Origin of the sequence: Vibrio sp. V38_P2S17PM301 (assembly GCF_009904845.1) — a bacterium.
Classification (GTDB): Bacteria; Pseudomonadota; Gammaproteobacteria; order Enterobacterales; family Vibrionaceae; genus Vibrio; species Vibrio proteolyticus.
Map to the genome: position 1 here is coordinate 21,980 of NZ_WXWO01000019.1, position 12,285 is coordinate 34,264.

Consider the following 12,285-nt stretch of genomic DNA (forward strand, 5'->3'; position numbering starts at 1 on the left):
GCTCCGGGGAGAGCGCACGGTTAATCTGAGTTTACTCAAACAATTCTCACTGTCGATAGTGAAGCGGTAAGAATTCTGTCTTTCTCGCTATTTCTGTTACCTCAGGGTCTGCCACAGCTCACCTATTTAGAATATTCACTCTACTGAGATCACTTTTTGCACACTTTCATGTTTTACATTTCATTAATATTTTGATTACACTTATAACTGGTTAGACCACTTATAATACGTCACATATCCAAACAGCGGGTATGTTTCAGAAGGAACAATAATTATGGACATCTTGCTCTCTACACTTGGTTTCCTCGCGGTACTCTCTGCGTGCCTTTATCACAGGACGTCGATCGGCACCGCGCTGACCGTCCTGACGGTTACCATGGCGGCATTAACCATCTTTGGTAGTGTCGGCCCAATCAGCTGGGTGGTGTACCTTGCAGCGGTGGCACTGCTGGCCGTCCCATCAGTACGTCAAAAGCTGATCAGTGCGAAAGCCCTGTCACTGTTTAAGAAAGTCCTGCCAGCGATGTCACAGACAGAAAAAGAAGCTCTCGATGCAGGCACGGTATGGTGGGAAGCGGAGCTGTTCAAAGGCAAGCCAGAATGGAACAAACTGCATAACATTGCCGCCCCGACATTAAGCGCGGAAGAGCAGGCTTTCCTGGATGGCCCGGTCAACGAAGTGTGTGCCATGGTCAGTGACTATCAGGTCACGCATGAACTGGCCGATCTGCCTCCGGAAGTCTGGCAGTACCTGAAAGACCACAAATTCTTTGCCATGATCATTAAGAAAAAATATGGCGGCCTGGAGTTTTCAGCTTATGCCCAATCGCTGGTGCTGCAAAAACTGACTGGTGTTTCTGGCGTATTGTCTTCCACCGTCGGCGTTCCAAACTCTCTGGGTCCCGGTGAACTGCTGCAGCATTACGGCACTGAAGAGCAAAAGAACCATTACCTGCCGCGCCTGGCGGAGGGGAAAGAGATCCCCTGTTTTGCACTGACCAGTCCGGAAGCCGGCTCTGATGCTGGCGCCATTCCCGATTATGGTGTGGTGTGCAAAGGCGAATGGGAAGGCGAAGAAGTACTGGGTATGCGCCTGACCTGGAACAAGCGTTACATCACGCTGGCACCGGTAGCCACTGTGCTTGGCCTGGCATTCAAACTGCGCGATCCTGACGGCCTGCTGGGTGACAAAGAAGATCTGGGGATCACATGTGCCCTGATTCCGACTCACTTGAAAGGCGTCGAAATCGGTAACCGTCACTTCCCGCTGAACGTGCCATTCCAAAATGGTCCGACTCGCGCGAAAGACATCTTCGTGCCTCTTGATTTCATCATCGGTGGTCAGGAAATGGCAGGCCAAGGCTGGAGAATGTTGGTGGAGTGTCTGTCGGTCGGACGCGGCATCACCTTACCATCCAACTCTACCGGCGGTGTTAAAACGGCCGCTATGGCGACCGGTGCGTACGCCCGTATCCGTCGTCAGTTCAAACAGCCGATTGGTCACATGGAAGGCATCGAAGAGCCATTAGCGCGTCTGGCGGGTAACGCCTATGTGATGGATGCTGCCAGCAATCTGACGGTCGCTGGTATCGACTTGGGCGAAAAGCCGTCGGTTATCTCGGCTATTGTGAAATACCACTGTACCCACCGGGGCCAGCGCTCGATCATTGATGCGATGGACATCGTGGGCGGTAAAGGGATCTGTATGGGGCCGTCCAACTTCCTGGCCCGATCTTATCAGGGCGCACCGATCGCCGTGACGGTTGAAGGCGCGAACATCCTGACCCGTTCGATGATCATCTTTGGCCAGGGGGCGATTCGCTGCCATCCATATGTGTTAAAAGAAATGGATGCCGCTTACTCTGACGCCTCCGACGCAGTAGAACAGTTTGACAGCGCGCTCGCCGGCCATGTTAGTTTTACGATGAGTAACCTGATTCGCAGTGCGTGGCTTGGTCTGACGGATGGTCGTGGCTCTTCTGCCCCGACCAAAGACACTACTAAGCGCTACTATCAGCAACTCAACCGTTATAGCGCTAACCTTGCCCTGCTGGCCGATATTTCAATGGCCGTGCTTGGCGGCTCACTGAAGCGTAAAGAGCGCTTGTCTGCGCGCCTTGGTGATATTCTCAGTCAGCTGTACTTAAGCTCAGCCACACTCAAACGTTTTGAGCAGGACGGGCGATCAGCGGACGATCTGCCTCTGGTGCACTGGGGACTGCAAGACAGCCTGAAACAAGCGGAAGTCGCGATTGACGAGTTTCTGGCGAACTTCCCGAATAAAGTCATCGCAAAAGCCTTGCGGGTATTGATCCTGCCATTTGGCCGCGTACGTAAAGCGCCAAATGACAAACTGGACAACCAGGTTGCACAGATCCTACAAACACCGTGTGCGACACGCTCTCGTCTGGGCCGATTCCAATACCTGGAGCCAACCGAGCACAACCCGGCTGGTAAAATTGAGCAGGCACTGACAGTGGTTCTGGAAGCAGAGCCAGTCTTCAACAAACTGTGTAAAGCCCTCAACGAGCGTCGGCCGTTCATGAATCTGGACAGCCTGGCAGAAACAGGGCTGGAAAAAGGACTGATCAGTGAAGCGGAAGCTCAGCTACTGAAAGACGCCGAAACGCATCGCCTGTACACCATTAACGTGGACGACTTTGCCCCCCAAGCTTTGGCCGCAAAGCCACAGTATCCGGCCATGGATGACGTGGCATAACCAAATCACCGCCATGAAAAAGGGCTGCCCATGGCAGCCTTTTTTATTGCTCTGGTCTTCACTTTTTCGTTGGCATATCCAGTTGCATTTCAGGAATGGCCGCTCGCTTCATCCGAATTTTGCGCAGCACCAACCACACAATCAGGCCTAAAGCGATAGCCGCAATATTGCCGATAAGTATGATCATCGTGCTGCGTTGGCGCTGTGCTTCCCGCTCTTGCAACAAACGAATCTGTTCCAGCATCTCATCCCGCTTGGCTTGTTCTTCTTCCTGCAACCGACGCGTTTCCGCGATATTCACATCGTCCACTACGCTGTATGTTTTCTCCGTCAACGGGAACACTAACGGGCGACGCGTAGACAACTCTGACGCATACACTACCCCACTCCAGCGAAAATTACCCAGCTCATCGGCCTGCGGTACAATCAAGGTAACTTTCATCGCATCCTGGCTGGCCGCCTGTTCCACATCCAGTTTGTCACCCTGGGCGTTTTCATGTTCAATATGCGCGGCGATCGTGCCGGGCTCTATCATGCCCTGCTCTCCGGAGACGACGATCTGATGCGCCTGTTGTTTCTCACGAGCCTGAATAAAGGTAGCCTGAACTGGCGTTGGGTACACCAGCACTTCCTGCTCCTGAGCTCGGAGGAAGACTCCGTTTCCAGATGTAACCCGGACCCGATATTTGCCAGGTTGAGGGGAAATGGGCAGCGAGACCGTAAATATACCGTCACCCGGCCGCTCATCCAGACCGCGCCCATCGTCGGCAAATTCACCGATCACTTCCGGCACTGGACGGGCTTCGTTGGCCAGTGAATCTTCATTTTCAACAAACTTGGTAAAAGTGACTTTGAGTTTGACCCGGTCGAGAAAATCCCTCAGCACCACAGGTTTATCTTCTGAGGTCAAACGCGCGGTGAACTTGATCTGTTCACCATGAAACAAACGACTGGGGAAAGTATCTGTGGTCAACTTGAGATGCGAGAGCAGCTTGATTTTGTTTTTCGGCGTTACTTTGCCAATCGCCTGCCAGGGGCCTGGCATCGGATCGTCAATGGTTACGATGTCCATCGCCGACTCCTGATACCAGTTGACATTGTCCGGGCTTTTCCACGAATAGTACTTCTTACCGTCGGGACGCACCAACACCACAGGCTGGGAGCGCTCAGCCCGATAAATCACAAAAGTAATCTGCTTGATGGTCGGATCAACTCGAAAACGGTTATCGAGCAGTGACAGGGAGGATTCCTCACTCGCCAGACTGTGTGTCGCTAACAATGCCCCAACCAGGGCCAGAAAAATCCTCAACATCCTTTCTCCTATTGACGCCAGAGGCAGTTACCACTCTTCGCTACGATGTCTAATCGCTGTTGATGTGCTTCCATTTCATCGGCCGATGCACGTAGAACCTTTAGCGCTTTTCGGCCACTGCTGGCCCGTCGGATCGACTCACCGGCCCCGCCATCGCTGCTGCCGGCATTAAACTGGAGCGTCGTTTGACCGCCAGTCATCAGCAGATAAACATCCGCCAAAATTTCCGCATCGAGCAAGGCCCCGTGGAGCGTCCGGTGTGAATTATCAATGCCGTAACGGTCACACAAGACGTCGAGGTTGTTGCGTTTGCCCGGGAAGATCTTCTTCGCCATGGCCAACGTATCGGTCACCTTACAGAAATCATCTGTTTTACCGATGTCTGGACTCAACATACCGAACTCGTAATCCATAAAGCCCACGTCGAAGGGCGCATTATGGGCAACCAGTTCGGCGCCTTTGATAAACTCTAGAAATTCATCGTGGATTGCCCGGTAGTCGGGCTTATCGACCAGAAACTCATCGGTAATACCGTGAACCTCAATCGCCTCCGGCTGGATTTCCCGATCCGGTTTAATATAGACGTGAAAATGACGACCGGTCAGTTTGCGGTTGATGATCTCAACAGCACCGATTTCGATAATGCGGTGTCCCTGATAATGAGGGCCACCTTCGCGGTTCATACCTGTGGTTTCGGTATCGAGTACCACTATACGTCGCTGGCTGGAATTGTCGCTGGTATTCATAACAAAATGTGTGTCAGACTATGCAAATAATGTGCTTAAACCAAATAGTATCAAATCATGACGAAACAGGTGGAAATTTTCACTGATGGTTCCTGTCTTGGCAACCCCGGTCCCGGCGGTTATGGCATTGTATTACGCTACAAGCAGACCGAAAAAACCTTAGCCAAAGGCTACACACTGACCACCAATAACCGGATGGAAATGCTGGCCACTATTGTGGCACTGCGAACGTTAAAAGAGCCGTGCCACGTGATACTGACCACCGACAGCCAGTATGTTCGTCAGGGGATCACGCAATGGATTCACAATTGGAAAAAACGCGGCTGGAAAACCGCGGACAAAAAGCCGGTCAAAAATGCGGATTTGTGGCAGGAGCTCGATAAAGAAACTCAACGCCATCAGGTGGAGTGGCATTGGGTTAAAGGACATGCCGGCCACCGCGAAAATGAAATCTGTGATGAACTAGCCCGAGCCGCCGCTGAAAACCCAACGGAAGAAGACACTGGCTACGTCCCTAGCTGATCCGATGAATTCTGCCGTCTGAGCCGATAATTCACACTCACCGGTGACAGGCGGCGTTTAATGCGCCAGTGCGGTTTGATCGGTTTAAGCGGATACGTCCGTTTGCGTGCCACGATAAAATACAAACTACCAAACGGCGAAGCCCAATCACCAAACCCACCCTCCAGCCAGGTCCACATCGTGCGGTATTTTTGCATTGGAAACAACGCATAGCAGTCACAATGGATCACCTGATAGTTGAGCAGCCCCAGCCAGTCTTTGATGCGATTGGGAGTAAACATCCGTCCACTCCACGGCAAATTATTCTTGCGCCATGGCATCAGACTCGCGAGCCCCGTCAGACTAAGCGGGTTAAATCCAGTCACAATCAGATAACCATCGTCTATCATCACCCGGTCTACTTCTCGTAAGATGCGGTGAGGATCATTACAGTAGTCCAACTGATGAGCCAAAATAGCCGCGTCAAAACTTTTTTCTAAAAAGGGCAAATCGTAACCATCGGCGATCACATTATGCAACGGGTTATGGATATCGAGATTTACTTGGTGTTGAATGTTACAATTACCGCTGGAAAGCTCACAGCTCAACCCGCCCAGTTTGAGCATATGGTAGCCAAACAATTTGGGACACCACTCGTCCAAACGGGTTTGAATGGATTCACTCACCCATTGACCGTTCTTAAGCTGCGACCAAGAATGTGGCTTTTCTAGCTTTTTTTCACTGCGAGCTGGCTTCATCAAATAACCTGTTTCACCCTGGGTGACTGGAGATTTAACAATGTTACATATCAAAAGCATACCTGCATTTAACGATAATTACATCTGGCTGATTCAAAATGATGATCAGCGGTGTGCAGTGGTCGATCCGGGTGAGGCGCAACCAGTTCTCGATTACCTCAAACAACATGAACTGCAACTGGACGCCATTCTTATCACGCACCACCATCATGACCATATCGGTGGCGTACCAGACTTGGTTTATCACTTTCCAACCATTGACGTGGTTGGCCCCAAACAGGAACCAATCCCCACGCTGACTCACCCGGTGGAAGCAGGCGATCAAATCGAGCTGTTTGATGAGGTGTTTATGGTCTTAGGGTTGGAGGGGCATACGCTCGGACATATCGGCTATGTCGGCGACGGCAAATTGTTCTGTGGCGATACGCTGTTCTCTGCCGGTTGCGGACGGGTTTTCGAAGGAACCATGGAGCAAATGTTCGCCTCACTGAACAAGCTGGCTGCGCTGCCGGAAGAAACCGAGGTCTACTGCGCCCATGAATACACTGCGGCCAATGTCGCCTTTGCTATGGCCGTTGAACCTGAAAATGATCAGTTGCGCCAGTACCGTGATGAAGTGATTCGCCTGCGTGCGCAAGACAAGCCTACTCTACCAAGCACCATCCGCCGCGAAAAATGGATCAACCCTTTCCTGCGCTGCGATCAACCGGCGGTGATCAAGTCCGCTTCCAGTCGCACATCAAAAGCAGATCCAGTCGCCATTTTTACTGCGCTGCGTGAGTGGAAAAACGAATTTTAACGATTTGCTGCTTGCCACTTGACCAAAGTGGCAAGTATTATCAGCAGCCGTTCAAAAAAAGGGCTGTAGAATGCGAGTAAAGTACAGTTGGGCGTTGGCTCTGCTCTTAGCAGGCTGTCAACTGACCCAGCAAACACAGACAGACACAACGAAAGACACGAATAAACCCATAAAACCGACGCCAGAATCGGTCACAAAAACTCCAGCAAGTGTCCCTTCAGATAAACCCCTAGTCACGATCACTCCTCAGGATCAACAAGATGTATGGCAACGAATTGCAATGCAACTTGAGATGCGCGTACCTGATGAACAGAAGGTCAATTATTACCGGACCTGGTATCTGAAACACCCGAACCACTTAAAAGTGGTGTCCGAGCGTGCGAAGCCGTTTCTGTACCTGATCACGACCAAAATTGAACAACGTAATATGCCAATGGAACTGGCGCTTTTGCCAGTAGTAGAAAGCTCATTTGATGCATTTGCCTACTCGCATGGCAGCGCAGCCGGGCTTTGGCAGTTCGTTTCAGCCACGGGTAAAACCTATGGCCTGGAACAGAATTTCTGGTATGACGGACGTCGGGATGTGGATGCCGCCACAGATGCCGCACTGGACTATCTTGAAGCCCTGAACAAACGTTTTGACGGAAACTGGGAACACGCCATTGCAGCGTACAACAGTGGCGGCGGCCGGGTGTCCCGCGCCATTCGCAAGAATCAGAAGCTGGGCAAGCCAACGGATTTCTTCTCGCTGGATCTGCCGAAAGAGACCAGCAGCTACGTACCGAAATTGCTCGCGCTGGCAGACGTTATTGCTAATCAGAAAAAATACGGCATCGGTCTTCCAACTATCCCGAACAAACCTGTTGTACAACTGGTCGATCCAAAAGAGCAACTCGATCTGGCCATTGCCGCGAACTACGCGGGTATTTCGGTCAAAGAACTGCAAAGCCTGAACCCAGCCTACAATCAGTGGGCCACTTCTCCGAACGGACCACAGCAGTTACTGCTGCCGATCGACTCTGTGGCACACTTTACCGCAAACGTGAGCAAAAACCGCGGTAAAGGGATGAAACTGGTACGTTATAAAGTGAAATCGGGTGATACTCTCAGTGTCCTAGCAAATCAATATAACACCACCAGCAAAGTGATTCGAAAGGCCAATAACCTATCGAATAACAATATTCGTATCGGTCAGTATCTGATGATCCCGACCTCGACCAAAGATGAACAGGCGTACACCCTAAGTGCAGCTAACCGCCTCAAGCAGACTCAGCAACGCAGCCGTGGCCAGTTTAAACTGACACACACGGTTAAATCCGGGGAAAGTCTGTGGTCCATCGCCAAAGCCAATAAGGTGTCTTCCGGCGCCTTGGCTAAATGGAATGGCATGGGCCCGAGAGACACGCTACGCGTAGGGCAAAAGCTGGTCATTTGGAAGAATGCCAGCGACGGCGCAATCATCCGTACGGTGTTCTACTCGGTGCGTTCCGGTGACACCCTCAGCGGCATCGCGAAGAAATTCAAAGTACGCAGTCAGGATGTCGTGAAGTGGAACGGTCTGAGTGTCGGTCGCTACCTGCAACCCGGACAGAAGCTTAAACTGTACGTGGATGTGACCAAGGTAAGTGTATGACCCCGTCAAGTAATCCGTTGATCATGTTGGTGGATATTTTCCGCTCCCCATCGGCAGCGTTGGTCGCGCTTTATCAAAGAGGAATGTGGGGATGGCAACCGTATATCGTCTTACTGCTGACCCCTTTCCTGTTCTGGGGCGCGTATTTTGATATCGTCGATTTTGCCTGGCTGAAAGCCGCTCTGACGCAGCAGTTACCCAACGTCGACCCCAGCCAGTTGGAGCTACTGGATAAAAACACCCTGATGGCGAGTGAAATCATCAGTGATGTGTTTGGCCGCACCCTGACCATCGCCATGCTGGCGCTGTGGTTTAACCTTGCGACCAAAGCCAGCCAGCATCAACACGGATATTGGCGCTGGTTTGCTGCCAGTGCTGTTATCACGTTCCCGGCAGTACTTGGTGATTTGGCCAGCTACGTCAGCGTCCTGCTCAAACACGGTCAGGTAATGTCATACGCGGCGGATCTCAACAGCCTGAACGGGTTGATTAAACTGCCTCTGACCAGTGACTGGGCCCAGTTTGCCAGTGCATTTCCACTGCTCTTACCCTGGTACATCGCGCTGGGGTATGCCGCCGTCGGAACCTGGACCGAGTTCGAGCGCGGTCAGGCTCTGGTGATTGCTACGCTACCGTGGTTGGCATTTTATCTCATCTGGGCGTTGTATATTGTTCTGTTTTAAAGACTGAACTGAACCATCAGCGGATTGTGATCAGAGGCGTCAGTTGAAGGCGCCTCTGCCTTTTCAAACTTCAGACCTTTATAGAACACGTGATCGAGCGGCAGACCATTAATAAACTGCTTGCGGTGATCCGGTAAATAGCTCACTTCATGTACCCCAATCATCTCCAGTGTCTTTCGCATCACCTGCAGACGCTCTTTACTCCAGCTGTTGAAGTCTCCAGCAATGATCACAGGCCCCGGATGCTGCATCAGCGCCTCAGTCAGTGTGTTCAGTTGGCGTCGATACTCTTTAGTACCATAGGTAAAGTTAACCGCATGGATGTTAACGACGGCTAACTGCGCACCATTCGATAGCTGGTATGTGGCGTATAACGCCGATTTGGGTAAACGAATCCAGGGTTCCAATTCAGTGTACGCGCAGGCTTCCACCGGCAACTGCGGCGCCAGGTTCAACACTCCCGCCGTCTTATCAAACGCTTTAAATGCATCGACCTGATTGCCGTTCCACTTACCCTGATTGATCCAGGCTTTTAGCTCATCGCCCATGCTGGCTTCTTGCAACAGCACCAGTTGTTTATCGGCAGAAAATTTGTTCAATGCCCGGCGCCAGTTGGAGCGGTTCTGTTTGTAGATGTTCCATACCAGAATATTCAGCCGACCATTGTCATCTATGGCAACAGGTGCAGGGTTGTCATAGCAGCGCAACGCCAGCTCAACATCACTATTGGTAATGGTAGACAATTGAGGCTGTTCCGGAAGGGAAAATACGACCTGATAACCGATCGTCATGCCAGCCGCGACCACGGCCGGTACACCAAATAGTAGCTTTTTCTTCATATAGGGAGTCTTACCAATAACCAGTCACCATCAAGCTGGGTTGGCTGGTGTTAACATCGCTGGCCTTGGTAGAAAAAAGAGCCTTGCGGCTCTTTGGTAAAATCTGTTTAGATTGCGTCTTCGTCTTCTTCGCCAGTACGGATACGCACCACGCGTTCCACATCGGTAATGAAGATTTTACCATCGCCAATTTTGCCAGTTTGTGCTGTTTCAATGATCGTGTCTACACACTGATCCGCCACATCATCCGTAACGACAATTTCCAATTTCACTTTCGGCAGAAAGTCCACCATGTACTCTGCGCCGCGGTATAACTCCGTGTGACCTTTCTGGCGCCCAAATCCCTTTACTTCAGAGACTGTCATACCGGTAATCCCAACTTCGGCCAGCGCCTCACGAACATCATCCAGTTTGAACGGCTTGATAATCGCTTCGATCTTCTTCATGTTCATCCCTTAAACTTTGTTATTTTGGCTATTATCTGTTAGCTGACAACAACAATCAATAAAAAGCCCAAGCATCAGCCCGGGCTTTTCTCGACGATTGCACTGCAAAAATTATTTCAGGCTGGCGAAGTACGCAGCCACGTTTTCGATGTCTTCATCACTGAGCATCGCAGCCTGAGCTTGCATCACTGCCGCCAGACCGCCAGTACGTTCTTTATTTTTGTAGGCTTTAATCGAACTGACTAAGTATTGCTCACTTTGTCCCTTCAGGTTCGGATACCCCGGGATCACCGCAATACCATCCGCACCGTGACACGCAGCGCATACGGCCGCTTTCGCTTTCCCTGCTTCAATATCACCAGCAGCCATGGACTGAGAGGCCAACAAACTCATTCCAAGCACCATTCCTAGAGCGACTTTATTCATTGCTTTTCCTTATGTAATCGTGGTTTTTATGCGTTTTTATTGTACGATTTTGACACAAAAACGGTTTACTTGTCCCAAATCAGTTCACAATCTTGACCTTTAAATGCCCGGTCGACAAACACACCGGCCACACAAACAACCTGCTCCTGATACATCAGGATCGGCGTACGCCGTCTCAGCCAACTGGGCACTCCGTACTCCTGAAACAGTTTTTTCAGCTTCCGACTGTGGGAGCGCCCTGCCGGGTGCGCACTGAGCCCTGTTGGATCAAACGTCACCCAGAACTGACTCGGGTCGCAATGCGACAAGTTGAGATGCCCCTGGCCTTCGGTATGTATTATTCTTAACTGGCCCAGCCCTTGCGGTAAGCTTAAAGGCTGATCTGGTAAGATTGGATGTTGCCAACCAGACACATCGGCACAATGGGCCACCAGATATAAATGCCCGGCGAAACGACGAACTTCAACTTGGTCGATTTTGAGGCGAGGATTCGCATCCTGCTGTGCACACGCGACTTCCGACCAGATCAGCGCCAGATGAGCGTTGCCCGGCATACGTTGCTGGTGCACGGCGAACCACATCCGGAGAAGGCGGTTACGCATCACCGTACTGCATTCATCCAATGCAGAGATACTCAAGCTGTCGTCCTTCGCGCTGATCATCTGATACTTGTCGGCAAGCAATTCATCCAGCAACGCTTCCTGCTCTGCACACAAACGGGCGCTGCGCTGCACCGAGCGGCGAAAAACTGGCCAACGCTCCGTTAGTTGTGGCGTCAGTTGATGGCGAATAAAATTACGTTCAAAGCGGGTATCCTGATTGCTCTCATCCTCCACCCATTCCAACGATTCACTCAGGGCCAGAGCTTCGATCTGCTCACGAGTGACCTCCAGTAGCGGGCGAATCAACATGCCTTCACCAAAAGATGACACTGGCGCCATGCAAGCCAGCCCTTTCGGCCCACTGCCGCGCTTCAATGCCAGCAGAAAGGTCTCAACCTGATCATCGGCATGTTGGCCCGTCAACAGTAAATCGCCAGGGCGAATATGGCGGTGCAGCGCCTGATAGCGTCCGTCGCGGGCAATCTGCTCCAGACTCTCCCCGCCCTGACGCGCCAGTGTAATTCGCTCAACCACCAGCGCAATCCCGCTTTCCTCACACCAGTGCGCACACTGACAGGCCCAGTCGTCGGCATTGAGACTGAGTCCGTGATGCACGTGAACCGCCACACATGGCACCTGATGCTCTCGCCCATAACGCGCAGCCAGCGCCAACAACACTCGAGAGTCAACACCACCGCTTAGCCCCACCACAAGGCGTGATGAAGGTTGGCAGTAGGGTGTAACGGCAGCGCAAAAACGCGGATAAATATCTAGCATGGGGCTTGAGGGTCAGACAAACGATGAGTGCCATCTTACAACGC

General features: G+C 51.6%; 12 protein-coding genes. 5 read left to right on the forward strand and 7 right to left on the reverse strand.

From position 1 onward, the window contains the following. The first annotated feature begins 274 nt into the window (after window positions 1-274). The gene (fadE, locus tag CAG64_RS04040; protein WP_161488300.1) at window positions 275-2,719 is read left to right on the forward strand and encodes an acyl-CoA dehydrogenase FadE; all 2,445 of its coding nucleotides are present in this window, start codon (window positions 275-277) and stop codon (window positions 2,717-2,719) included. 58 nt (window positions 2,720-2,777) lie between these two features. Here the strand turns inward: fadE and CAG64_RS04045 are convergent, their stop codons facing one another. Together CAG64_RS04045 and dnaQ are read right to left on the reverse strand one after the other, a co-directional pair. Beyond that, window positions 2,778-4,031, reverse strand: a complete 1,254-nt coding sequence (locus CAG64_RS04045; RefSeq protein ID WP_161454009.1) for a TIGR03503 family protein — start codon at window positions 4,029-4,031, stop codon at window positions 2,778-2,780. 8 nt (window positions 4,032-4,039) lie between these two features. Next, window positions 4,040-4,777 (reverse strand): DNA polymerase III subunit epsilon, encoded by a 738-nt coding sequence (gene dnaQ, locus CAG64_RS04050; protein WP_021705819.1) that lies wholly within the window; start codon window positions 4,775-4,777, stop codon window positions 4,040-4,042. A gap of 57 nt (window positions 4,778-4,834) precedes the next feature. On the opposite strand from dnaQ, the gene rnhA reads away from it, so the two are divergent. Next, window positions 4,835-5,299, forward strand: a complete 465-nt coding sequence (gene rnhA, locus CAG64_RS04055; RefSeq protein WP_021705820.1) for a ribonuclease HI — start codon at window positions 4,835-4,837, stop codon at window positions 5,297-5,299. On the opposite strand, the gene CAG64_RS04060 is transcribed toward rnhA, so the two are convergent. Continuing rightward, entirely contained in the window at window positions 5,284-6,036 is a 753-nt protein-coding gene (locus CAG64_RS04060) for a methyltransferase domain-containing protein (protein WP_161454010.1), read from the reverse strand. The genes rnhA and CAG64_RS04060 overlap by 16 nt on opposite strands. Before the next feature lie 40 nt (window positions 6,037-6,076). Here CAG64_RS04060 and gloB point away from each other — a divergent pair, with 40 nt between their 5' ends. From gloB to CAG64_RS04075, 3 genes are all read left to right on the forward strand, one after another. Next, window positions 6,077-6,835, forward strand: a complete 759-nt coding sequence (gloB, locus tag CAG64_RS04065) for a hydroxyacylglutathione hydrolase (protein WP_021705822.1) — start codon at window positions 6,077-6,079, stop codon at window positions 6,833-6,835. Between the two features lie 70 nt (window positions 6,836-6,905). Continuing rightward, the gene (locus tag CAG64_RS04070) at window positions 6,906-8,468 is read left to right on the forward strand and encodes a LysM peptidoglycan-binding domain-containing protein (RefSeq protein ID WP_161488301.1); all 1,563 of its coding nucleotides are present in this window, start codon (window positions 6,906-6,908) and stop codon (window positions 8,466-8,468) included. Further along, on the forward strand, window positions 8,465-9,151 hold the full coding sequence (locus CAG64_RS04075; protein WP_161454012.1) for a YIP1 family protein: 687 nt from the start codon (window positions 8,465-8,467) through the stop codon (window positions 9,149-9,151). Before CAG64_RS04070 ends, CAG64_RS04075 begins: the two co-directional genes overlap by 4 nt. On the opposite strand, the gene CAG64_RS04080 is transcribed toward CAG64_RS04075, so the two are convergent. The 4 genes from CAG64_RS04080 to tilS all read right to left on the reverse strand — a co-directional run bounded on the left by CAG64_RS04080 (window position 9,148) and on the right by tilS (window position 12,241). Beyond that, on the reverse strand, window positions 9,148-9,990 hold the full coding sequence (locus tag CAG64_RS04080; RefSeq protein ID WP_161488302.1) for an endonuclease/exonuclease/phosphatase family protein: 843 nt from the start codon (window positions 9,988-9,990) through the stop codon (window positions 9,148-9,150). The two genes, CAG64_RS04075 and CAG64_RS04080, sit on opposite strands and share 4 nt — an antisense overlap. 107 nt (window positions 9,991-10,097) lie before the next feature. Next, the gene (gene glnB / locus CAG64_RS04085; protein WP_038203435.1) at window positions 10,098-10,436 is read right to left on the reverse strand and encodes a nitrogen regulatory protein P-II; all 339 of its coding nucleotides are present in this window, start codon (window positions 10,434-10,436) and stop codon (window positions 10,098-10,100) included. Between the two features lie 111 nt (window positions 10,437-10,547). After that, window positions 10,548-10,862, reverse strand: a complete 315-nt coding sequence (locus CAG64_RS04090) for a c-type cytochrome (RefSeq protein ID WP_161488303.1) — start codon at window positions 10,860-10,862, stop codon at window positions 10,548-10,550. Window positions 10,863-10,927: 65 nt separating this feature from the next. Further along, window positions 10,928-12,241 carry a tRNA lysidine(34) synthetase TilS gene (gene tilS, locus CAG64_RS04095; RefSeq protein WP_161488304.1) on the reverse strand — a complete coding sequence of 438 codons (1,314 nt, stop codon included), beginning with the start codon at window positions 12,239-12,241 and terminating at the stop codon, window positions 10,928-10,930. Window positions 12,242-12,285: the final 44 nt, after the last annotated feature.

Excerpts from the sequence above, each read along its gene's own strand:
- dnaQ (WP_021705819.1), bottom strand. The coding sequence starts at position 4,777 with ATGAATACCAGCGACAATTCCAGCCAGCGACGTATAGTGGTACTCGAT.
- CAG64_RS04060 (WP_161454010.1), bottom strand. The coding sequence starts at position 6,036 with ATGAAGCCAGCTCGCAGTGAAAAAAAGCTAGAAAAGCCACATTCTTGG.
- glnB (WP_038203435.1), bottom strand. The coding sequence starts at position 10,436 with ATGAAGAAGATCGAAGCGATTATCAAGCCGTTCAAACTGGATGATGTT.
- CAG64_RS04045 (WP_161454009.1), bottom strand. The coding sequence starts at position 4,031 with ATGTTGAGGATTTTTCTGGCCCTGGTTGGGGCATTGTTAGCGACACAC.
- fadE (WP_161488300.1), top strand. The coding sequence starts at position 275 with ATGGACATCTTGCTCTCTACACTTGGTTTCCTCGCGGTACTCTCTGCG.
- rnhA (WP_021705820.1), top strand. The coding sequence starts at position 4,835 with ATGACGAAACAGGTGGAAATTTTCACTGATGGTTCCTGTCTTGGCAAC.
- CAG64_RS04070 (WP_161488301.1), top strand. The coding sequence starts at position 6,906 with ATGCGAGTAAAGTACAGTTGGGCGTTGGCTCTGCTCTTAGCAGGCTGT.
- gloB (WP_021705822.1), top strand. The coding sequence starts at position 6,077 with ATGTTACATATCAAAAGCATACCTGCATTTAACGATAATTACATCTGG.
- CAG64_RS04090 (WP_161488303.1), bottom strand. The coding sequence starts at position 10,862 with ATGAATAAAGTCGCTCTAGGAATGGTGCTTGGAATGAGTTTGTTGGCC.
- tilS (WP_161488304.1), bottom strand. The coding sequence starts at position 12,241 with ATGCTAGATATTTATCCGCGTTTTTGCGCTGCCGTTACACCCTACTGC.
- CAG64_RS04080 (WP_161488302.1), bottom strand. The coding sequence starts at position 9,990 with ATGAAGAAAAAGCTACTATTTGGTGTACCGGCCGTGGTCGCGGCTGGC.
- CAG64_RS04075 (WP_161454012.1), top strand. The coding sequence starts at position 8,465 with ATGACCCCGTCAAGTAATCCGTTGATCATGTTGGTGGATATTTTCCGC.